Source organism: uncultured Spongiibacter sp. (genome assembly GCF_964011655.1).
In the GTDB taxonomy this organism is placed as follows: domain Bacteria; phylum Pseudomonadota; class Gammaproteobacteria; order Pseudomonadales; family Spongiibacteraceae; genus Spongiibacter; species Spongiibacter marinus.
Map to the genome: position 1 here is coordinate 1 of NZ_CAXGPO010000008.1, position 22,317 is coordinate 22,317.

A 22,317-nucleotide genomic window follows, 5' to 3' on the forward strand; every position below is an offset into this window, starting at 1 on the left:
CTACATCGAAATCTGGAACAACGTATTCATGCAGTTCAATCGCGATGCCGATGGCACCATGACTGAGCTGCCTGCGCCATCGGTAGACACCGGCATGGGGCTGGAGCGCATATCTGCGGTGATGCAGGGTGTTCACAGCAATTACGAGATAGACCTGTTCGACAACCTCATTGCGGCGACGGCCAGAGTGCTGGGTGTTGATGACCGTCAACACACGTCGTTGCGTGTTATTGCTGACCATATCCGCTCCTGCGCGTTTTTGATTGCCGATGGTGTGCTGCCATCCAACGAAGGGCGCGGCTATGTGTTGCGCCGGATAATTCGCCGTGCAGTGCGCCACGGCAACAAGCTTGGTGCGACCGAGCCCTTCTTTTACAAACTGGTTGATGCCCTGGCTGTTGAAATGGGCAGTGCCTACCCCGAGCTACGTGAATTGCAGGGGGCGATTGAAAAAGCATTGCTCCAGGAAGAAGAGCAGTTCGCGAAGACGCTGGACCAGGGGATGAAGATTCTCGAGGCAGACCTGAGTGAGCTTAAGGGGCAGCAAATCCCGGGTGAAACGGTGTTCCGTTTATACGATACCTATGGTTTCCCCGTGGACCTTACCGCTGATATCGCCCGAGAGAAAGACCTGACGTTGGATATGGACGGGTTTGAGGCGGCCATGGAGGCGCAGCGCCAGCGTGCTCGCTCAGCATCGAATTTCAAAATGGATGCCGACCTGCGGTTAGACGTGGACGGCGCCACCACCTTCACTGGCTATCAGTCGCTGAGCGACAACGCCAAGATTATTGCGCTGCTGCGTGATGGTCAGCCCTGTGAACGCGCGGCAGAGGGTGATGATGTTCTGGTGGTGCTGGATCGCACGCCTTTCTACGCTGAGTCCGGTGGCCAGGCAGGGGATTGCGGTGTTATTCGCGCGGAAGGCTTACGCATAGAAGTGCGCGATACCCAGAAGGCTGGTGATCACTTTGTACATATCGGCGTGGTTGCGACGGGAGCAGTTGTTGCCGGCCAAGCTGTAGATGCCGAAGTAGATGCCAGTATTCGCCAATCTACCGCGCTGAATCACTCGGCAACCCATTTGCTTCACGCCGCATTGCGCAAGGTACTGGGTGAGCACGTAGCGCAAAAGGGCTCGCTGGTAACCGCCGAGCGCCTGCGTTTTGACTTTGCTCATGGTGAGGCGGTAACTGCGGAACAGTTGCAGAAAATAGAGGCGATGGTGAATGACGAAATTCGCCGAAATACCGCGGTTGAAACTGTGGAAACCGACATCGACTCTGCCAAAGAGCGGGGCGCGGTGATGTTGTTTGGCGAGAAGTATGGCGATACCGTGCGTGTATTGAGCATGGGCGGCGACTTCTCTGTTGAGCTGTGTGGCGGCACCCATGTTCGTCGCACCGGCGATATTGGCGTGATGCGTATCGTTGCGGAATCTGGCATTGCTGCCGGTGTGCGCCGAATTGAGGCGGTAACCGGAGCCGAAGCGCTAAATGAAGCGGGGCGCGATCGCAGCCGTCTGCAGTCTGCTTGTGCGGCATTGAAAAGTACGCCTGAAAATTTTGATACCAAACTTGCGCAGCTGCTGAGTAGCCACCGGGAACAGCAAAAAGAACTTGAGCGTCTAAAGGCCAAGCTGGCAACCGCGGGCAGTCGCGATCTATTGTCTGAGGTGGAAGAGATCAACGGTATTAGCGTCCTCGCGGTTAATATAGAAGGCGCTGATGCGAAGACCTTGCGCGATAGCATGGACCAGCTGAAGAACAAGTTGGGCTCAGGTGTGGTGCTGCTGGCCAGTGGCGAGGGCGAAAAAGTATCGCTGGTCGCCGGCGTAACGAAAGACCTCACGGGTCGCTGCAAAGCGGGCGATATTATGAAGCAAGCTGCGGCGGCAGTCGGAGGCAAGGGCGGCGGTCGTCCAGACATGGCGCAGGGTGGCGGCAGCGATGTTACCGCGATCCCCGCTGCCTTGCAGTCGGTCAAAGATTACGTGAATCACGTATAGAGACATAGTTGCCGTTTCCTTTAATCTTGAGTTGGTGTTTAATGAGCGCCCTCCGCTCAGGGCGTTCATTTGCAGATAGAAAACATGAGTCTGATTGTTCAAAAATTTGGCGGTACTTCGGTCGGCACCGTTGACCGGATAAAGGCGGTCGCAGAGAAAGTTGCAGGCTTTCGGCGTCGCGGTGATGATGTTGTGGTAGTCGTGTCGGCCATGAGTGGCGAGACTAACCGCTTGATTGAAATGGCCAAGGCCATGCAGGAGCACCCCACCCCAAGGGAGTTGGATGTTCTCGTCGCAACTGGCGAGCAAGTCACGATTTCATTGTTGTGTATGGCGCTGCATGAGCTCGGTGTTGGGGCGAAGTCCTACACGGGCAGCCAAGTGCGTATTCTCACCGACGAGGCCCATACCAAGGCGCGGATCAGGGAAATTGATGATCACCGTATTCGCGAAGACCTGGCGGGTGGCAACGTGGTTGTGGTGGCTGGCTTTCAGGGCGTGGATGAGAGCGGTAATATCACCACCCTCGGCAGAGGGGGCTCAGATACCACGGGTGTCGCCTTGGCGGCGGCGCTAAAGGCGGATGAATGCCAGATATATACCGATGTGGATGGTGTGTATACCACCGACCCGAGGGTAGAGAGCCAAGCGCGTCGGCTTGAACGCATCACCTTCGAAGAGATGCTGGAAATGGCTAGCTTGGGCTCGAAGGTGTTGCAAATTCGCGCCGTTGAGTTTGCAGGTAAGTACAATGTGCCGTTGCGCGTATTGCACGCCTTTGAAGACGGCCCGGGTACGTTGATCAGTCTTGAGGAAGAATCAGATATGGAAAACCCGGCGATTTCGGGTATCGCGTTCACGCGCGATGAAGCAAAGATTACTGTACTCGGTGTACCCGATACACCGGGCTTGGCCTACCAGATACTTGGGCCAGTTAGCGATGCAAATATTGAGGTAGACGTCATTGTTCAAAACGTCGCCGAGGACAATACGACTGACCTGACCTTTACTGTCGGTCGAAATGACGTCGCGAAAACAGAGGCAATTGTTCGCAAGCTGGTCGAGGAGACGGGTGCGCGAGAGGTGAAAACCGACAATAAAATTGCCAAGGTGTCGCTCGTGGGTGTCGGAATGCGCTCACACGCTGGCATCGCAAGTAAAATGTTTAAAACTTTGGCGGAAGAGTCGATCAACATTCAGCTGATCACCACTTCAGAAATTAAGATTTCGGTGGTCGTTGATGAAAAATATCTAGAGCTGGCGGTGAGGGCCCTCCATACAGCTTTTGATCTAGATAAAGCGCCTACATCGTAGAAACAGAGACGTGAACTGCTGCGCGCATACGGATACGCACGGGGTACGGATACTGGCTCTGGATAGGAGAAAGCAACATGTTAATACTGACTCGTCGTATTGGTGAGACGCTCATGGTCGGTGACGAAGTGACTGTCACTGTATTGGGAGTGAAGGGGAATCAAGTGCGTCTGGGTGTGAATGCGCCCAAGCATATCGCCGTTCACCGGGAAGAAATTTATGACCGCATTCAAGGCGAGAAAGACGGTAATAAAGAATAGCGGGAAATTAGCCTAAAGGCCTTTGATTCTTCGCTCAGTATGGTATTATGCCGCGCGTTTCGTTGCTAACACGCTTTTGAAAACAAGGCCTTAGCAACGAACCTCCAACAGAAAGTTGGAACAATTCGGAGAGGTGGCCGAGTGGCTGAAGGCGCTCCCCTGCTAAGGGAGTATGGGGTTAATAGCTTCATCGAGGGTTCGAATCCCTCCTTCTCCGCCATACATAAAAGCCCCAGTCTAACGACTGGGGCTTTTTTTATGCTCGTATTTTGGGATTTTGCTCACTCCGTAGTGGTTGGCCGCGCTAAGACTTTACTTATGCGTTAGTTTGTGAGCAAAGTTATTCCCAATAACCCCTTTAAAATTAATGGTTTACGCAATGTAAACAGTTAAATTGTTGATGCATTCTCATTCTCATGCCTGTTACTATCTCTGTGTAAAATTCGTACTACTGTTTCTAGGGGTAACAGCGGTGATCTCGCGATAGGGAAGCTGTTGAGCTTGGCACATTTGTCGAGTTCGGCACATTGCTATATCGATTCGCAGCTACTGGATGGTCGACAAGGAATACAAATGACTAAGCGTATGGTCGTAATGCTGGCAATCAGCGGCGTTGTTTTTGGTGGCGTGTTTGGTATGAAGTGGTTTGGCAACCAGATGATGAATGACTTCATCGATAATATGCCGACTCCGCCGGTGACTATTTCAAGCACTACGGTTACCCCGCAGCAGTGGGCTGCTCGTCTGAACGCGGTGGGTAGTTTGGTGGCGGTGAAGGGCGCCGACCTAACGGCTGAAGTTGACGGTACGATCACTAAAATTAGTTTTGAATCGGGGCAAAGCGTTGAGGCGGGCACCGAACTACTGAGTTTGGAATCGGTCGCCGAGCGCGGTGAGCTCGCTCGCTTGGAAGCGCAGGCAAAGCTTGCCGAGATTGAGCAGCGCCGGCGCGAAAAACTCTACAAGCGCGGAACGATTTCTAAGTCTGAATACGATACCGCGCTGGCAGAAACGAATGTGGCCAAGGCGGCTGTCGAGGCGCAGCGCGGACGTTTGAATTTAAAAACTCTGCGGGCGCCTTTTGCTGGCGAGCTGGGTATTCGTCGAGTTGCATTGGGTCAATACCTCCGCGCTGGTGACAAGATCGTTACCCTGCAATCTTTAGACCCCATCGAGCTGGATTTTTCACTGCCTGAAAAGCAGTTGGGCAAGGTGAACCCTGGCAGAACGATCGAGATCGTTGTCGACGCGTTGGGTGGCCGCCAGTTCAGTGGCGAGATTATCGCCGTGGAACCCAAAATTGATGCACAAACGCGTAACTTTGATGTGCGTGCGCGATTCGCCAATCCTGAAAAAGTGCTGAAACCGGGCTTGTTTGCAAAAGTTACGGTGAACCTGGGAGAGCCGACGCAGGTACTGGTTTTGCCAAAAACCGCTATTCAATACAGCTCTTACGGCGATTCCGTTTTCGTTATTCGTCAACAGGAAGGTGGCGACGCCGAGGCCCTGGATGTCATTCAACGCTTCGTTACCTTGGGAGAGGCTCGCGGCGATTTTATTGAAGTCATTTCAGGGGTTAAAGAAGGCGACGAAGTCGCCAGTACTGGGTTGTTAAAGCTGCGCAGTGGTCAGCCGGTTACGATTGATAACACGCTTCGTCCCGAGCCTAGCTTGACGCCTGCCCCCCCGCAGGGGTGATCGGCGATAAATAGCTTGATGGCCATAAATTAGGTTGATGGCCTCTAAAGAAGTTGATGACTCTCCCACGCCACTAACAAGGACAGGCGTCATGCATTTCACAGATATCTTTGTTAAACGCCCCGTGTTGGCCATTGTGGTCAGCTTGGTGATCTTTCTACTGGGCTTGCGCGCAGCACAGGATTTGACTGTGCGTGAATACCCTGAAATTCAAAATGCGCGGATCAGTATCTCGGTGGTTTATCCGGGGGCAGACCCAGAGCTTGTCGAAGGTTTCATCACCACGCCGCTGGAGCGAGAGATAGCGTCAGCAGATGGTATTGACTTTCTTACCTCCAATTCTGCTCAGGGATTGTCCAGCATCTCGGCGAACCTGAAAATTGACAAGGACCCCAATGAGGCGCTGACCGAAATATCCGCAAAAGTGAACAAGCTGCGCAGCCAGCTACCGGAAGGCAGTGAAGACCCTGTTATTCAGTTAGCGGGTGCCGGTGACAACGCGGCGATGTACCTGTCGTTTTATTCCAAGACGCTGAGCAAAGCGCAAATTACTGATTATGTGGCGCGGGTTGTTGAACCGGAGCTATCTGCTCTTAGCGGTGTAGAGCGCGCGGTGATACTCGGCGGCAGGAATTACGCCATGCGGATCTGGTTTGACCCGGAACGTCTCGCGGCGCACAACATGACACCGGGCGAGGCCTTTTCAGCAGTTAAGCGGCAAAACGTTCTATCAGCCGTGGGAGAAACGAAAGGGCAGTACGTTAAAGTCGGCATTTCTGCAGATACAGATCTGAGCACAGTAGAGGCATTCAGGGACCTTGTGCTGCGCAGTGAAGGAACGCAGCTAGTGCGCTTGCGCGATGTCGCCGATGTGGTGTTCGGCGATGAGAGCTACGACTATGTGGCGCACTGGGATGCCGAGCCAGGCCTGTTTATCGGTATTGAGGTGCGCCCGGATGCGAACTTGCTCGACGTGACTGCGGAGATACGCGAAATGTGGCCGCGTATTCACCGCGCTTTGCCGGAGAGTATTGAGGCGAATATTTCCTATGACAGCACGGTCTATGTCAACGCGGCAATCAGCGATGTACAAGCAACACTGATCGAAGCGGTCATTATCGTTATTCTGGTCATCTTCTTGTTCCTGGGTTCACTGCGCAGCTCAATGATCCCGGCGGTGACTGTACCGCTGTCGTTGGTAGGCGCTCTATTTTTGATGTACTCGATGGGTTTCTCGATCAATCTGCTAACGCTATTGGCGATGGTCTTGGCCATCGGCATGGTGGTCGATGATGCGATTATCGTGCTGGAAAATATCCATCGTCATATTGAAGAGGGTATGGAGCCATCTAAGGCTGCCTTGGTCGGCGCGCGCGAGCTTCTGGGGCCGGTGATTGCGATGACAATTACCCTGGTGGCAGTGTATGCACCGATTGGTTTCTTAACCGGAATGACGGGAAAACTGTTTACCGAGTTCGCCTTTACCCTGGCGGGCGCGGTATTGATTTCCGGCGTTATTGCACTGACGTTAACACCGATGATGTGCGCAAAAATACTGCAGTCGCACGATGAATCGGGTAGCAGTCGTCTGGAGCGTTTCCTAGATGAGAAGTTCGAGTACTGGCGCCAGGGCTATAAGCAACGACTCCACTCCGCGATGGATCAGGTCAATGTGATTGGCGTATTCGGTTTGGTGGTGCTGGTATCGTGTTATTTCCTCTACCAGAGCAGTGATAACGAATTGGCGCCGGCCGAAGACTTAGGCTTTGCTGGCGTCATTGCTGAGGGCGACGGCTATGCATCGCCAGAGTACTTTACCAATGCCTTTTTGGCCGCTCAGAATTTGGCGTTGGAGCACCCCAATGTGGATCATACGTTTGCCTTCACCATCTCAGAAAGTGGTGAAAGCAATAAAGGCTTTATCGGCTTGATTGGCCCACCCTGGGACGCTCGGACCAAGACAATGGGGGATGTCGCTAACGACTTGAGTATGAGCATGGAGTCAGTGGCGCCGCTGCGCCTGGCGACATTCCAGCCGCCGCCGCTGCCAACTCCAGGGCAGGGCTATCCCGTGGAGTTTATTCTCAAGTCGACGGCTGAGCCACAGCTGATGGCGGAAGTGGGCGATGAGCTGGTTAAGCGTGCGATGGCCAGTAAGCGCTTTTTCTACGTGGCCTCGCAGTTAAATTTCGATCGCCCCGAGGCCGAAATTATCGTCGACAGAGACAAGGCCGGTCTACTTGGCGTTGACATGCAAAGCCTGAGCTTAGATCTGAGTGCGATGATGGCGGGTGCTGAGGTGAATCGTTTTTCGTATATGGGGCGCTCGTACAAAGTCATTGCCCAGGTTGAGCGCGAGGAGCGACTGAATCCTCAGCAACTGACCGGGTACTACACGCGTGCGGCAAGCGGCGACCTGATTCCAATCTCCACACTCGTCGAGGTTGTGCAGCGAACCAAGCCAAGATCAATACCCCATGCCCAGCAATTAAATGCGAATACGATTATTGCAGTGCCGCGCCCCGATGTTTCACAGGGAGAGGCACTGGCCCTGCTTGAAGGTATTGCCAACGACATTATGCCCGCCAACTTTCAACTGGACTACGCGGGGAGCTCTCGGCAGTTCAAGCAAGAGGGCGGAGCATTGGTGGGAACCTTTGCCTTTGCCCTGCTGATTATTTACCTCGTATTGGCGGCGCAATTCGAGTCTTTCCGGGACCCGCTGATCATTCTGGTGACCGTGCCTATGTCGGTATGTGGCGCGTTGCTGTGCATTAATATTTTTGCACTGACTAACGGTATGCAGCTGACAACGTTCCCCGGTATGACCCTGAATATCTATACCCAGGTTGGCCTGGTAACCCTGATTGGGGTGATCTCCAAACATGGTATCTTGATGGTGGATTTTGCAAACCGGTTACAGGAACAGGGCGTGTCCAAGCGCGAAGCCATAGAAGAGGCCGCGTCGATTCGTTTGCGTCCTATTTTGATGACCACGGCGGCGCTCGTGATGGCGATGTTGCCACTGCTGGTTGCCAGTGGTGCAGGTGCAGCATCGCGTTTCTCGCTAGGTATGGTTATCGCCTCGGGAATGAGCATCGGCACGCTGTTTACCTTGTTCGTTGTGCCGGCCATGTACCACTACATAGGGCGAGACCACCGCGCCACGTCTTCCGCTGAGGGTGACGTACTGGCCGAAGCGGGGCGCGACGGGTATGATCGCGCCTTAACTGAAAAAGAGGGTGTGTCGTGATCAAGCACAACAGCTATTTTGACGAAAAAGTTCAGTCATTGGGTTTTGAAGGAAAATCTCAGCCAGTCTCGGTGGGCGTTATGGAAGCCGGTGAATACCGCTTTGGCACCGAAGCGGCGGAGCGCATGCAAGTTATTACTGGCGCGCTGGTTGTATTGCTACCGGGTTCCAGCGATTGGCAGCGCTTTAGCGCCGGGCAATCTTTCGACGTGCCGGCCAACAGCGCGTTTGATTTGAAAGTGGAAGAGACCAGTGCCTACGCGTGTTTTTATGGCTAATCGCACTTGGTGCTAGGTATAGCGTCCGGAGCGGCTTTCAAGTGCTCGAAAAGTGTTTGAAAGTGCTCCTGGACACTGTGAATATTGATATCCGCGAGTCCGCTAGATAAGCCAAACCACACGTACAAGCCATTTAGGTCTCGAAACATAGGCGGCAGATAATGCGGCGCTTCAATGATGCCTTCCTGGCAATAGGGGTAGAGATGGGGGACGTCCTCCAGGGACACCTTGCCTACAAACAGCATTGGTAGTATTTCCGGCACGTCGCTGAGGATCGCACTGCGAATAAAGTTTACCGTTTCGACAAAGCCCCTGACGTAGCTCAAATCTTTGGTGAAACAGGCGCCGCCTTCCACCATTCCACCGCGGAATACCCGCTGGGCAATTTTGTAGCTTTCCTTGTTGCTGAGGCCCTGGCCAACAAAGTGCCGATATACATCGAGAAAGTCGCCCCCTTGTTCTGCGATATCGATAGCCACTACACGGTCACTGATTTTTCGCGCGCGCCCGGGAAAAGAGCTAAACGTCAGTGTCTCGATAAGCACTGCTAAGCCCTCTTGGAGGGCAGTAATGCGGGGAGAGCCGACGCTGAGCCAGCTGGCCCATGGCTGGCGGCGACCATTTAATGTGGTGCCGACATGCACCCAACCTTCGTGAACCTCCAAAACTTGTATATCGAGAAGGGAGAATTGCGCGTGACGATTAATTTTGATGCAGTCGCCCCCGGCTGAGGCATCAGACACGATGCCATCTGTTTCCCGAACGGTGAAAGCGGTATCCGGAAAAAAGGGCTTGAGTCGTTGGGAGAGCATTTCCACTGCGCCAGTCGCATCGATGACCTTGGGGTAGGGGGATGCAAGATGGTGGGCAGCGGGAAGGGAAAAAATGCTGCACAAGCGCTTACCCATGTCGATAAGCGGCAGGCTGTCACCCCGCAGACGATCGCGTGCAGAGCCATAAAGCCGCCGGCTGGCGGTCAGGAATGCCTTTTGGCCACGGTGCTCCAGTAGGTCAACCACGCTGCGGTACTGTTCGGCGGTTTGCCAAAGAATTTGGCCGAGCGCGTCGCCGTGTCCCAGAGCACTATCGAGCCGTTGTTGGAAGTTTTTCAGTTGTGCATCAATCTCTGCCGCGTTGAAACTGAGAGGGTTGTTGCGCAGGTAGTCTTCACGGCACACGGTCGGCAGCGCGTTGGCGCCGTTCTCAAAAAAACGTTTCTCCACATCATGGGGCCACTTGATCGCATCGAGTATCAATATTGGCTTTTGAATGCGGATCAGCTCATCCGAGAGCGCGCGCAGCGCTGTTTTATAACTTGTGGCGTCTGATGTCATCACAGCCTCATTTTTGTAGCGTTAATATGCAGCGTAGACGACGTTTGCCAAAGCTTGCCATGTTGCTGAATTGTTCAAGTGATATTGGCACGCGGTGGTATTCAATCTCAGACTGCCAGTGGCCCTTGCTGCTGTCTAACGATTCGCCCCGACAGGTGTTGCTGTCGGGGTCATTGATATACACCGTATTTTCCTCTCCTCGGTACACATATACCCAGTGAGGCATGCGTTGGCGGTCGAGTGCCCACGTGCTGATCAGTGCGACAACGTGACGGTTTTCAATCAATAGCGACTGCAGGGCGGGTGTGTCGAGCTTATTGACCCGAATATCCGCCTTATAGTCCGTCAACTGCGCCATAAAATCGTCGTGAACCAGCTGCATAAGCTGGCGCTTGGAGGGCGAGCGAACGCTGTCGATGAAGGCGGGGGCCGTATCGCTAATAAAGAGCGTGGCGTTAAATTTTCGGCGCAGCGCCGCCAACATTAAGCCTTGTGGTGTGCAGCCACCGTGACCGCTACCCATATAGATGCTGGTGGCTTCCCGCCAGATTTGCAGCTCCTCGCGCCGGGAAAAGGGCGATGCCGGATCCAGGTCTCGCATGGCCATCATCAAGCTGGCGGGGCCGCAGGTAAAACCCGTGGTCTGCCGGTAGTAGTGGGGTGAGTGCGCGCCGCGCTGCGCGGGTGTTAGCAGTCGCTTTTCCATACGTACGGCACTGCAACCATCGGCGTAGTAGTCACTGACACGGCCAAAAGTGCGGTAGCCACGGCGGTTGTACAGGGAAATTGCGGCGGCATTGTCCTCTCTGACTTCAAGGCGAAGAAAAACACTTTGCCTGTCGCGGGCGAGTTGTTCTGCTGCGTCGAGTAATAACATCGCGACGCCTTTACCGCGTTGGTCGGGGGCGACGGCGAGTGAGTAAAGCCGGGACAGAAGGGTGCCACGGCGAAACAGTAGCAATGCATAGCCCAACAGTTTGTCAGCTTCACGACAGACGAGCAATTGGTGGGCGCCGTGGCGGATGAACGCTTTAAAGCTGCGCTGGGAGATCCGGTCACTACTAAAGCAGTGTCGTTCCAGCTCGACCAGTGCCGGCAAATCTATGGGGCTAGCGGGGCGAATACACGGCGACATGGGGCAGACTCGACAAATACCGCAGATGGCGGCGCATGTGCGGATCATACTGCGCATTATTTGCCGTCTACAACATAAAATAGTGCTTGTTTTGCTGTTGCACTGGTCGCAGAATGCCGCAGCTTTTGCCACCGCATAGACGGTCGCTGATCCCGCATGGGGAGAGCATTTTGGGAGCATGGAGCCGATGTCCCGTTTAGTTATTGTTGTCGATGATGTGCGCGACTGGGGGCCTTATTATCCCAGCCATTCGGTCATCAGTTTCGATGATTATCTTTGTCTTGGAACGACTCGCGAGCGCGTCAGGGTCGTTAATCTGTGCCGGAACTACCGCTATCTCGGTAGCGGCTACTATTGCTCGCTGTTGGCTGAAGCCCGCGGGCATCATGTTATTCCATCGCTGAAAACCCTGACGGAATTGTCGGCAAAGCCGCTGTCGTCTATTCAGTGGCAGGGCATGTTGCCGACGCTTGCCGCGCTTGCACCGGGGCAGCCGGGCGAGGTGAAACAGTTGCGATGCTGGTTCGGCGAGACTTTGGAGCCAGAATATGCCGACCTTGCGCGCTCGGCATTCCAACATTTTCCCTGCCCGATTCTTGAGCTGCGCATGGTGTATCGTCAGGGTTGGCGTATGGATAAATTACAGGCCGCGTCGCTGCGGGCCTTGTCGTCGAGCACTGAGCAAGACAGCTTCGCGGCGTGCTTTGAGCGCTTCAGTCAAAAACTATGGCGGCCGGCACCCGCGCAAAAGCGTTTCCGCTATGACCTGGCGATTCTGGTCGATACCGAGGAGGCGATGCCGCCTAGCGACGGCGCCGCCCTGCGGAAATTTATCCGCGTCGCGGAAAAATACGGTATCTGTGCGGAGCTGATTGGAAGAGCGGATTATTCGCGGCTGGCAGAGTACGACGGTTTGTTTATCCGCACCACAACGTCGGTAGCGAACATTAGTTACCGCTTTGCCAAACGCGCGGAAGCGGAAGGCCTAGTGGTTATCGATGACTCTCAGTCGATCTTACGGTGCACGAACAAGATCTATCTTGCTGATTTACTAAAGCGGAACGCGGTTGCTGTACCGAAGACGGAGTATTTGCGAAGTGGCAGTGAGTCGGAAGCGCAGCGCTTGATAGACGCACTTGGCTTACCCCTGGTGTTAAAGGTGCCCGATGGTGCGTTCTCTAAAGGGGTGGTTAAAGTCGACAGCCTGGCAGCGCTGTGTATGGAAGCGCAGCGACTACTGGATAAGTCGGCGCTGCTTCTTGCGCAGGAGTTTATGTATACCGAATACGACTGGCGTATTGGGGTATTGGACGGCCAACCGTTATTTGCTTGTCGTTATTACATGGTGAAAAAACACTGGCAGATTTACCGTCACGGCAAGCGAAGCCAATCAGGTGGATTTGATGCGGTGCCGATCAGTGATGTCCCAGCCGACGTATTGCGTGCAGCGGTCAGTGCCTGTCAGCTTATCGGCAACAGTTTTTATGGTGTGGATATCAAGCAGCAGGGAAGTCGGGTGGTGGTCATTGAGGTCAATGATAATCCCAGCATAGACAGCGGGGTAGAGGATAAACTACTCGGCGACTCGCTTTACGCGGCAGTTATTGAGGTGTTTTTACGGCGAATGGAAAGGCGAGGGCTTGCGGCGGCTAAGTAGTGATAAGGGCATCTCTCGATGCCCTTTTTGCGTCGCGCCCTAGTAGCCGCACAATGAGGCATAGCGGTCGCGATGGAAGCCGCTGTGCCCCAATAGTTGAGTCGCTACGCGAGAGCGTTTTAGGAAAAAGCCAATTTCGAGTTCGTCCGTCACACCGATGCCGCCGTGCATCTGCACAGCCTCGTTTGTTACCAGCTCGAAAACGTCATTCATACGCGCTTTGGCTAAGCTGGCAAGCTGAGGCAAGTCCGCACGCTTGTCATCAATGGCAGAGAAGGCATCAAAGAGCACCGATTTTGCCAATTCAAGCTCGATATACATCAGCGATGCGCGATGCTGCAGGGCTTGAAAACTGCCAATTTTTACGCCGAACTGGTCACGCTCTTTTAAATACTCCACGGTGCGCTCAAAGCATTCGAGCGCGCCACCGAGCATCTCTGCTGCCAGGCAAACGCGGCCGCGATCAAGTACCGCCTCCAGAACTGGCCAGGCCTGGCCCAGCTCGCCGATAAGCGCATCGGCTGAGACGTCCACGTTATCGAAACTGAGGGCAGCAGCGCCGCGGCTATCGACCATTTTACGGCGCTGACGAGTTAGCCCGTTGGCATCGCCGTCTACGAGAAACAGGCTCAAGCCATCAGCGCTACCGGCTGTTCCGCTGGTACGCGCAACCACGACCAGCTTATCTGCACTGTGCCCGTCGACAACGAAACTTTTATTGCCATTCAGGCGGAAACCGCCGTCGTGGGCTTCTGCCGCCATTGCGGTATCGAGTGGTGCGTGGTGGTGCCCCTCTTCGAGGGCGAGAGCGAGGGTGAGCTCGCCGCTGGCAACCTTGGGAAGCAACGAGGATTTTTGCTCTTCATTGCCGCCCAGCAGAATTGCCGACGCGCCGAGCACAACGGTGCTTAGCAGGGGGGATGCGGCCAGCGTACGGCCACTTTCTTCGATGATTGCGCCCAGGCCCATAAAGCCAAAATCCAGGCCATCGTACTGCTCGGGCAGGACAATGCTGGCCCAGCCGAGTTCACACATTTGCTGCCATTGCTGCTGGGAGTAGCCGGTTGGGTCGTCACTGTCGCGCAACGTGCGCAGCGCTTCTACCGGCATATTTTCGCTCAAAAAATCCTTGGCGGTGTCCTTGAGCAGGCGTTGTTCTTCATTAAGTACCAGTGCCATGTTGGGCTCCCTTAATTACTGCTGAGGCAAGCCAAGGACACGCTTGGCAATAATATTGAGTTGCACTTCTGATGTGCCACCGGCAATGGAGAGTGCTTTTGAGAACAGCCAGCCGCGCGTCGTCAGCTTTTCGTCTTCGTTAAAGCCGTCGCCGTCCCAACCGAGTGCCTGGTGACCAAGCAGCGCGAGTAACAGTTCTTCTTTGCGCTTACCTTCTTCGGTACCCACGTACTTCATAATGAGCGGTACATTGCTGTCGGCCTGGCCACTCATGCGCTCTTCAAAGGTGCGGAAATGCGTCAGGCCAATCGCGCGGTAAGCCATTTCATGGCGCACCAACTGGTCGCGTAGCGCCGCATCTTTGAGCTTGCCGTTTTCATCTGTGCCGACATATTCCAGTGCCGCTTGAACGGGGCCAAAGCTGGGGCCAGGGGTATCGCCACCGATTTCTGACATCAACTTGCGCTCGTGCTTGAGCAGCGCTTTGGCAACCGACCAGCCTTTGTTCAGTTCGCCAATCAAGTTGGCCTTGGGCACTTTCACGTTGTCAAAGAAGGTTTGGCAAAACTCAGATTCGCCGCTGATCAACTCAATCGGTGTTGTGGTGACACCCGGATCATCCATGTCGATGAGTAGGAAGCTGATGCCTTCTTGTTTTTTTGCGTCTGGGTCTGTGCGGACCAGGCAGAAGATCCAGTCAGCCTTGTCGGCATTGGTTGTCCAGATTTTCGAGCCGTTAACCAAAAAGTGGTCGCCCATATCTTCGGCGCGGGTTTGCAGGCTGGCCAAATCGGAGCCAGCGCCGGGTTCTGAGTAGCCCTGGCACCAGCGCACGTCGCCGCGCGCAATTTTGGGAATGTGTTCCTGCTTTTGCTCGTCGTTACCAAACTCGAGTACGGCGGGCCCAAGCATCCAAATGCCGAGGTCAAAAAGCGGGGTACGGCAACCCAATGCCTTCATTTCTTCTTTCAGGACTTTGGCTTGGCGCTCATCGAGGCCGCCACCGCCCAATTCGCTGGGCCATTCGGGTACTGTCCAGCCTTTGTCGCGCATGCGCTCAAACCACAGCTTTGCATCGTCGCTGGGGAACTGTTTGTTTTTGCCCGCCCACACTTGTTCTTCGCGGGTAATTGGCAGGCGCTGTGAGGCGGGGCAGTTGTCCTCCAGCCACTGTCTGACTTCGAGGCGGAATTGGTCGAGATCGGCCACGTCGCTCTCCTATTTTATTGGGAATATGGCAGTGCCGCGGCAGCCGTGCCGGGCGGTTTCAATGGTTGCTCAGCTTAGCGAAAGGCAGGCACAAGGCAAGAGCCAAACGCGTCATGCCGACTGACATATTGGGTCACTAATTTCATTTGCTTCTCCTACTTTTGGGTGTTTACGCCAACGCGACAGTTGCCGATGCTTGTCGGTTAGCCGTTGGCGCAGCGATACTGCGCGGCGAGTTCATTGAAAATAATTAGGAATAGCTATGACTCGATTTGAGAACAAGGTGGTAATGGTGACTGGTGCGGCGTCGGGGATTGGCCGTGCGGCAGCCCTCAGGGTGGCATCGGAGGGCGGCAAGGTCTTTTGTACGGATATTAACGAAGAAGCCTTGCAAGAACTGGTAGCGGACATTCAGCAACAGGGCGGGGAAGCCATCGCACAGCGGTTTGATATTTCCGCCGAGGGCGCCGCCGAGGACTGCCTCGCCAGTTTGATCGCGCAATGGGGAAGGCTGGATGCACTGGTTAATATGGCCGGTATTTTGCGTTTTTGTAATGCCCACGAGACGCCCCTGGAGGTGTGGCAGAAAATCATCGCGGTAAACCTGACCGGGACCTTTATGCTGTGCAAAGCGGTATTGCCTGAGTTGCTCAAAACGAAGGGGGCGATTGTGAATGCCGCCTCAACGGCGTCGCTGCAGGGGTTGCCCTGGGGCGTTGCCTACGGTGCAAGCAAAGGCGGCGTGCTGGCGATGACCCGCAGTATTGCTGTGGAGTATGCAAAGCGCGGTGTCAGGGCGAACTGTGTGTGCCCCGGTGACATTAACACCGGGATGGTGGAAGGCCTGAGCTTCCCCGAGGATGCCGACTTTGACCTCCTGAACCGAATTACCTCGCTGAGCGGCGCGAAGGGGCCGGAAGTGGTGGCTGGCGCTATCGCATTGTTGGCCAGTGATGACGGTATTCATATTACCGGTGAAGAAATACGGGTAGATGGCGGTATTCTTGCGTGATTTTGCCGACAAATCGCCTTGTGTGGTGGGCCGCTGCTGTTTAGTCTTGCTGCGTTTAGTAGATGACTTCAGCGGAGTGACGTATGGCGACCTACCTTCTTGCCATTGATCAAGGGACGACCAGTTCCCGGGCTATTGTTTTTGATAATCGTGGCAAGATCTGCGGTGTTGGGCAGCAAGAGTTTACCCAACATTACCCGAAGGATGGCTGGGTAGAGCACGATCCCGAGGAAATCTGGCAAACCACGCTGGCGAGCTGTAAAGCGGCGATCACCGCAGCGGCAATCACGGCTGATCAAATTGCCGGTATTGGTATTACTAATCAGCGCGAAACGACGCTGGTATGGGATCGAAAAACGGGTGCCCCCGTTTATCCAGCAATCGTTTGGCAGGACCGGCGAACCGCCGACTGGATTTCTCAGCTTAAGGAGCAGGGCCTAGAGGGAACGGTAAACAAGCGCACAGGCCTGCTGTTAGACCCTTATTTTTCTGGCAGTAAGCTTGCCTGGATACTCGATAATGTTCCGGGGGCGCGCCAGCGTGCCGATGCCGGCGAGTTGGCCTTTGGCACGGTTGACTGTTATCTGCTGTGGCGTCTGACCGGTGGGCGAGAGCACGCAACCGATGCCAGCAATGCCTCGCGGACTCTACTGTTTAATATTCATCGTCAGTGCTGGGATGAAGATCTTCTGGAAATGTTCAATATTCCTGCGTCGCTGTTGCCTGCGGTGAAAAACAGCTGCGACGACTTTGGCGTTGCCGATGCCTCACTGCTCGGTGCTGAACTTCCCATTGCGTCGTTGATCGGTGATCAACAGGCCGCGACCGTCGGGCAGGCTTGCTTTAAACCGGGCATGGCAAAAAGCACCTATGGTACGGGTTGCTTTGTCATGCTCAATACAGGCAACCGCGCATTAACCTCGACAAACCGCCTGCTGACGACGGTGGCATACCGCATTAACAATGAAGTCTGCTATGCCCTCGAAGGCAGTATATTTATGGCCGGCGCGGCGGTGCAGTGGTTGCGCGACGGTCTGAAATTAATCGGTTCGGCAGCTGAAACCCAGGCGCTTGCTGAGAGCGTTGACAGCGCGAATGGCGTGTTCATGGTGCCGGCATTTACCGGGTTGGGCGCACCGTATTGGGACCCCGATGCACGCGGGGCTATTCTCGGACTGACCAGGGACACGGGTATTGCGCATATTGCCAGAGCGACACTCGAGTCCGTCTGCTATCAAACGCGTGACTTACTCGAGGCAATGGCAGGCGACGGCGCTGATATTCAGCACCTGCGTGTGGATGGCGGCATGGTTGTGAATGATTGGCTGGTGCAGCGCTTATCCGATACCTTGGCCTGTCATTGCCAGCGCCCTGCCGTGACAGAGACAACCGCCCTCGGCGCGGCATACTTGGCTGGCTTACAGCTAGGCTTATACGCCTCATTGGATGAAATTGCGGATATGTGGCGCGAGGAACGCAGCTTTATGCCGGCCATGAGCGAGATCGACCGAGAGACTCGTTATCACGGTTGGAAGAAAGCCGTCGCTCGGGTTCGCAGTTAAACGCGGATACTCAGATCCAAGGCGCTTATCGGCACAGGGCGGCTGATGTAGTAGCCTTGGATGTAATCCACTTGCATGCTGCTTAACACGTCCATAGCGGCTTTTTCTTCAACGCCCTCCGCGATGACTTTCTTACCGAGGCTGTGGCTCATTTCGATGATGGACCGTACCAGCGCCTGATCGTTTTCCCGCTCATGGATAAACCGAATAAACGCCTGATCAATTTTGATGTAGTCCACCGGCAACTCCCTTACATATTCGAACGAGGTGAAGCCGACCCCGAAGTCGTCCAGAGCGATTTGTGCACCGCTCGACTTGATCTGCTCTAGCAGGGTGCGAGCATTGTCAATGTTTTCCAGTGCATCAGTTTCAACGAGCTCGAAAATAACGGCATCAGGTGTGACGCCTGTGTCATCAATAATTTGTGCGAGCCGTTCTGAAAAGTCGGGCTGTTCCAGTGTTGGCGCCGTTATATTGATGCTCAGTTGAATGCTTACCCCCGCTTGTTGCCACGCTGCCAGCTGGCGCAGGGCTTTCTCGATAACCAAGTAGTCGATTTGTGGCATCAAGCCTGACTCAGTAGCAATGCCCAGGAATTTGGCAGGGGCAATAAAGCTGCCTTCGTCATCCAGCATTCTGACTAAGCTCTCACAATGACTAATGCGCTGGCTTTTGAGATCGATGATCGGCTGGTAAAAAAGGACGAGGCGATTATTGTTCAGTGCTTGTACAAGCTGCTCTTTTAGTAAGTATTTTTCCTGCCGGTTTTCACGGCTGTCCTCTTCATCAGCATAGTAGACATGACCCTTGGCCTTATTTTTCATTCTTTGCATCAAGGACGTGGCATTGGAGAGTAATTCGTCCACAGTGCAGGCATCGCGTTCGTACTTGTCGACGATGACCGTCGCGTTAATAGACTCGGTATGATTGCCGAGGGTTATTTCAAAGTGACTGATGGCATCGAGCTGCTGCGGTGAGGCAGGAGGCTGTGAGGCAAGTAATACACAGTATTCCCCTGATCCGGTGCGCGCTAGCAAGCACGAGTTATCGAGGATCTGACTAATATGGTTCGCGAATTTGCGTAGTAGGTCGTCACCGCAGTCAAAGCCGAAGCGGTCGTTGAACTCAGAGAAATTGTCGATATCGACCATGATCAGGCTTATGGCTTGCTCGTCCTCGAGCCGATGAATTCGGCGGTGGGCTTCCTCGATAAAGGTGCTTCGGTTAAGCAGTCCGGTGACTCGGTCGTGTTCGCCTAACCAGCGCAGGCTTTCCTCGGCACGTCGGGTTTCGGTAATGTCTACGCCCAGAGACAGGATCAGCTTTGTACTGTCTAACTCAACAATTGAGTGAGTCCAAAGGAAGTCGTGAATTTGCCCATCAGCCGCGAGGAAGGGCAGTTCATTTTGAAATTTCCGCTGATTTTTATCGGCCATATTTCGCAGCGAATTGCTGAGCGTGACATCGCGCTCCGGGTCGCGAACCCACTGATTGATATTGGCATTGACGGGTAGGTTGCTATTTAAGCCGCTGAGCATGCGTCCCATCGCGTTGATGTTCTGAATCGTGCCATCCAAGCGGTGTGTAACGACGACCATCGGCGAGTTTTCCAGCAGCATTTCATTAAACTGCTTGGCTTCTGTTAGGGCGTGAACCTTGTCTTGAAGTTCATATTGGTGGCGGGCGATATCCTTGTTGAGCAGTTCCAGCGCATCGGTTACCTGTTCTGCCGTGTCGTGTAAGAGGTCAATTTCGTCGGCATAGTGGCGATGTCGTGGGACGGTGCTGAGGGCCTTGCGTGCCTCGTCAAATCGCGAGGCAGATAAAAGAGGCAGGGTTTCAGTAATCGTATTGAGCTTGCTCAGAGGAGGCCGCAGCGTTAAGTAGACGACGATAATAACGAGTACTGACGTGGAGAGGGCGGCAATGAGTATCTCGCGCAGCGTTGCTCTCGCTAGCGAGGAAATATTTGATTCGTCAGAGATAATGGCCAGATGCAGGTTGCCGTTCGGCATTTCAAAATAGCGTGCCCCAAGGTAGGCACCATTTGTCGACCCAAAGAATGTGCCCTTCGAAAGGAGGGTTGAGCCGCTCGTTGCCAGTATGCCCGCCAACATCTGGGCGCTTTTGTTGCCGTGGCTGGAGAGTAGTGTTTGTTGGGCGACATCATCGCTTTCTGCCGATGAAAAAATAACCAGTTCGGCGCCAGTAATATCAAAAAAATCTTCAACCAACAGCGAGGCTGAGCGATTGATGTTTACAATTAATTCGTTGCCATCATCGTTTATTAGTGGAATAAAAACGCTTTGCGTACAGCCTGGGTTACAGATTATCGAGGCGTGCGGTCGCTGGTTTTCAGTAATACTCGCTACCGCGAGCTGAATGTCCTGCTCACTGGGCTGGTAGCTTGTGCCTTCAAGGTGTGCTGACGCTAAGATGGCCCCGTTTATCGATATGAATACCACAGAATCGATGCCCGACATTAACGACGGCGGCGGTACATTGTTGTTGCTAATTGCTTCGATACTGGGGAGCTGGTAGTGATCGGCGCTGCGAAATAGCTCGCGGCTTGAGCGCTCAACAAGGGTTTTAAAAGTTGATTCCAGCCGCTGCAGGCGCTTGTGCACACCGGCTTCATAGTCATTTAGGGTGTTGTAGTAGGTGAGCGCCCCCCGACCAAACATGATCAGCGTGATCATAACGAAAATGATGGCGCACAGTTTTTGAAATAGGCTCAGCCCCTTCACAGTCTCCCGCAGTTGTGCGGAGTGCGGCAGTTTTGAGTTCATTAGAAACGGTAGCCGACCATGACCGCAAGCATTTCGGTTCGCTCACGGGTGCCATTTGGGTTGTCTATGTCGGGAATGCCTCCGGTGCCGCGCATGCCTAACAGGTCGGCAGCAATCGTCCAGTTTCGCGATGGTGACCATTTTGTGCCGACCACGAGGTGTTGTGTATCCGTCGCGTTGCGGTTATCACGATCGTTCACGCTGTATTCTACGCGGCTATGTAAGCTGATTTTCGGTGAAAGCCGGTATTCAGCCTGAAGGTAGGTCGCTTCAATATCGTTCTTGGCATTGCCCAAGCGCCCGGCTTCATATTTGACGGTGGTGAGGCTGTATTCCGCAGTAAATGACCAGTCCTGCAGGTTGTGCTGCGCTGACAGCACGTAACCACTGGCGTAAAGATTTAGACCGTCAGCGCCCATAAAGTTGGTGTCGAAGTCTAAGCCAACATTGTACATCGACAGAGCGAAGCGGCTGCGTCCACCTGACATCGCGTGAGAAAACTGCGCAAAAATGGGGTGATCGAGACTACCCTGTGCAATTAACTGAGAGGTTGATGTGCCGAGCAAGTTCTTAATAACATCTTTCGACAGGCGTTTATTCCGCCCTGCAGTCAACGAAAAGCTGGTCGTAGAGTCTTCGGCGTCCCAATAGCTGTAGAGTTGAGCGCCATCAGATGAAAATAACAGCTCTCTTAAGCCGTTGCCCTCGTAGTAGATCGCTTGCGGCATAAGAATGCTGGGCCGGGTAAATAAGACATCCCTTGTTTCATTGTAAAAACCGTAGGCATTGCGAACGCGTCCCACACGGATGCCCAGTCCGGTGACATCATTTTCTATTGCTTTATAGTCGGCAAAAAGAAAATCCACGCGAAGGCTGCCGTTGTCGGTGGCGCCGGCATCTCTGCTAAGTAATTGCCCGGCAAAATTGAGAGAGTTGTTAAGCCGCCAATTCGCGTTCAGGCCAATTTCGGTCAGTTCGGTAGACCCGCGTTGGCTGTCGCCGTAAAAATTGTTGCTGTCACTAAGCAAGTAACCTTGTGACGCAAAGCCGTGAATTTGCCCACCCGGGATTTCCAGCGCTTGTGTCGCGGCTGGAATAAGGGCGAGTAGCGAGACAATTGCAAATTTATTCATGGCTGTAGTCCGGTAGGCACGATGGCGTAGTACTGCTGCTTATTTACCGATAATTCGCCAGGCGCATATCCAATGGCACCAGGAGTAGAGGTAACAATCCTCCGCAGCTCCTCAATATCTTTTACTGTGGTTGGCGGTGTCCCCACGCCGCTAAAAATCACGCGATCCCACTGGTCTCTAAGAACATAGGGGTAGATTTTCAGTACCGTTTTGCAGAAGTTTTTATGCAATGGGTGGTTGTCGGGTAGTACAAAAACCTTGATAGGTGTTTGGTTTTCCCAGCTGCGCTTTCGCAAGGAAAATATCGCCCGCAGGGTGCTGGTGTTGAGCTTGTCGAGATTCACGCTTTCGTGTGCGATGAGCGTGACGGGGGTGCCCGCCGATGAAAAGTTGCAGGCGAGGAAAGACCACAGCAGCAAGGTTGCTACAAGCCAGCGGGGGCGATTAAGTGACCCTATGCCCACAGTGCTGTGGCCTCCGTATTAGTTGGGGTCAA

16 protein-coding genes and 1 tRNA gene are annotated in these 22,317 nt (G+C 54.0%); 10 read left to right on the top strand and 7 right to left on the bottom strand.

The window, feature by feature from the left end; translation table 11 throughout:
* The 7 genes from alaS to ABNS66_RS05785 form a co-directional block, all read left to right on the top strand.
* Window positions 1-2,008 (top strand): alanine--tRNA ligase (alaS, locus tag ABNS66_RS05755; protein ID WP_348655245.1); only part of this gene is annotated, 2,008 nt, incomplete at its 5' end.
* Window positions 2,009-2,092: 84 nt separating this feature from the next.
* On the top strand, window positions 2,093-3,322 hold the full coding sequence (locus ABNS66_RS05760; RefSeq protein WP_204995618.1) for an aspartate kinase: 1,230 nt from the start codon (window positions 2,093-2,095) through the stop codon (window positions 3,320-3,322).
* A gap of 77 nt (window positions 3,323-3,399) precedes the next feature.
* Complete coding sequence (gene csrA, locus ABNS66_RS05765) at window positions 3,400-3,582, top strand: carbon storage regulator CsrA (RefSeq protein WP_027872724.1); 183 nt, start codon at window positions 3,400-3,402, stop codon at window positions 3,580-3,582.
* A gap of 127 nt (window positions 3,583-3,709) precedes the next feature.
* Window positions 3,710-3,802: transfer RNA gene (locus ABNS66_RS05770), tRNA-Ser, on the top strand.
* Window positions 3,803-4,155: 353 nt separating this feature from the next.
* Window positions 4,156-5,280, top strand: coding sequence for an efflux RND transporter periplasmic adaptor subunit (locus tag ABNS66_RS05775; protein ID WP_286836942.1), 1,125 nt, complete (start codon window positions 4,156-4,158; stop codon window positions 5,278-5,280).
* Between the two features lie 91 nt (window positions 5,281-5,371).
* Window positions 5,372-8,533 carry an efflux RND transporter permease subunit gene (locus ABNS66_RS05780; protein WP_348655246.1) on the top strand — a complete coding sequence of 1,054 codons (3,162 nt, stop codon included), beginning with the start codon at window positions 5,372-5,374 and terminating at the stop codon, window positions 8,531-8,533.
* On the top strand, window positions 8,530-8,811 hold the full coding sequence (locus tag ABNS66_RS05785; RefSeq protein WP_027872718.1) for a pyrimidine/purine nucleoside phosphorylase: 282 nt from the start codon (window positions 8,530-8,532) through the stop codon (window positions 8,809-8,811). Before ABNS66_RS05780 ends, ABNS66_RS05785 begins: the two co-directional genes overlap by 4 nt.
* Here the strand turns inward: ABNS66_RS05785 and ABNS66_RS05790 are convergent.
* Together ABNS66_RS05790 and ABNS66_RS05795 are read right to left on the bottom strand one after the other, a co-directional pair.
* A complete protein-coding gene (locus ABNS66_RS05790) occupies window positions 8,808-10,145 on the bottom strand; it encodes a flavohemoglobin expression-modulating QEGLA motif protein (RefSeq protein WP_286836946.1) in 1,338 nt (445 codons plus the stop codon). The two genes, ABNS66_RS05785 and ABNS66_RS05790, sit on opposite strands and share 4 nt — an antisense overlap.
* A 7-nt stretch (window positions 10,146-10,152) precedes the next feature.
* A complete protein-coding gene (locus ABNS66_RS05795; protein WP_286836948.1) occupies window positions 10,153-11,280 on the bottom strand; it encodes a GNAT family N-acetyltransferase/peptidase C39 family protein in 1,128 nt (375 codons plus the stop codon).
* A 187-nt stretch (window positions 11,281-11,467) separates the two neighbouring features.
* Between ABNS66_RS05795 and ABNS66_RS05800 the strand changes: the two genes are divergently transcribed.
* Window positions 11,468-12,937 carry a RimK family protein gene (locus tag ABNS66_RS05800; protein ID WP_286836950.1) on the top strand — a complete coding sequence of 490 codons (1,470 nt, stop codon included), beginning with the start codon at window positions 11,468-11,470 and terminating at the stop codon, window positions 12,935-12,937.
* A 39-nt stretch (window positions 12,938-12,976) separates the two neighbouring features.
* Here ABNS66_RS05800 and ABNS66_RS05805 read toward each other — a convergent pair whose 3' ends face one another.
* Together ABNS66_RS05805 and ABNS66_RS05810 are read right to left on the bottom strand one after the other, a co-directional pair.
* Window positions 12,977-14,116 (bottom strand): acyl-CoA dehydrogenase family protein, encoded by a 1,140-nt coding sequence (locus ABNS66_RS05805; protein WP_286836952.1) that lies wholly within the window; start codon window positions 14,114-14,116, stop codon window positions 12,977-12,979.
* 15 nt (window positions 14,117-14,131) lie between these two features.
* Window positions 14,132-15,325: an acyl-CoA dehydrogenase family protein gene (locus ABNS66_RS05810; protein WP_027872714.1), complete on the bottom strand. Its 1,194-nt coding sequence runs from the start codon at window positions 15,323-15,325 to the stop codon at window positions 14,132-14,134.
* 262 nt (window positions 15,326-15,587) lie between these two features.
* Between ABNS66_RS05810 and ABNS66_RS05815 the strand changes: the two genes are divergently transcribed.
* Both ABNS66_RS05815 and glpK read left to right on the top strand, forming a co-directional pair.
* Window positions 15,588-16,337 (top strand): SDR family NAD(P)-dependent oxidoreductase, encoded by a 750-nt coding sequence (locus ABNS66_RS05815; protein WP_286836954.1) that lies wholly within the window; start codon window positions 15,588-15,590, stop codon window positions 16,335-16,337.
* A gap of 83 nt (window positions 16,338-16,420) precedes the next feature.
* Window positions 16,421-17,899 carry a glycerol kinase GlpK gene (glpK, locus tag ABNS66_RS05820; RefSeq protein ID WP_286836955.1) on the top strand — a complete coding sequence of 493 codons (1,479 nt, stop codon included), beginning with the start codon at window positions 16,421-16,423 and terminating at the stop codon, window positions 17,897-17,899.
* On the opposite strand, the gene ABNS66_RS05825 is transcribed toward glpK, so the two are convergent.
* From ABNS66_RS05825 to ABNS66_RS05835, 3 genes are all read right to left on the bottom strand, one after another.
* A complete protein-coding gene (locus ABNS66_RS05825; protein WP_348655247.1) occupies window positions 17,896-20,598 on the bottom strand; it encodes an EAL domain-containing protein in 2,703 nt (900 codons plus the stop codon). The genes glpK and ABNS66_RS05825 overlap by 4 nt on opposite strands.
* An 89-nt stretch (window positions 20,599-20,687) precedes the next feature.
* Window positions 20,688-21,821: a hypothetical protein gene (locus ABNS66_RS05830; protein WP_286695025.1), complete on the bottom strand. Its 1,134-nt coding sequence runs from the start codon at window positions 21,819-21,821 to the stop codon at window positions 20,688-20,690.
* Window positions 21,818-22,285 carry a hypothetical protein gene (locus ABNS66_RS05835; RefSeq protein ID WP_286836959.1) on the bottom strand — a complete coding sequence of 156 codons (468 nt, stop codon included), beginning with the start codon at window positions 22,283-22,285 and terminating at the stop codon, window positions 21,818-21,820. Before ABNS66_RS05835 ends, ABNS66_RS05830 begins: the two co-directional genes overlap by 4 nt.
* Window positions 22,286-22,317: the final 32 nt, after the last annotated feature.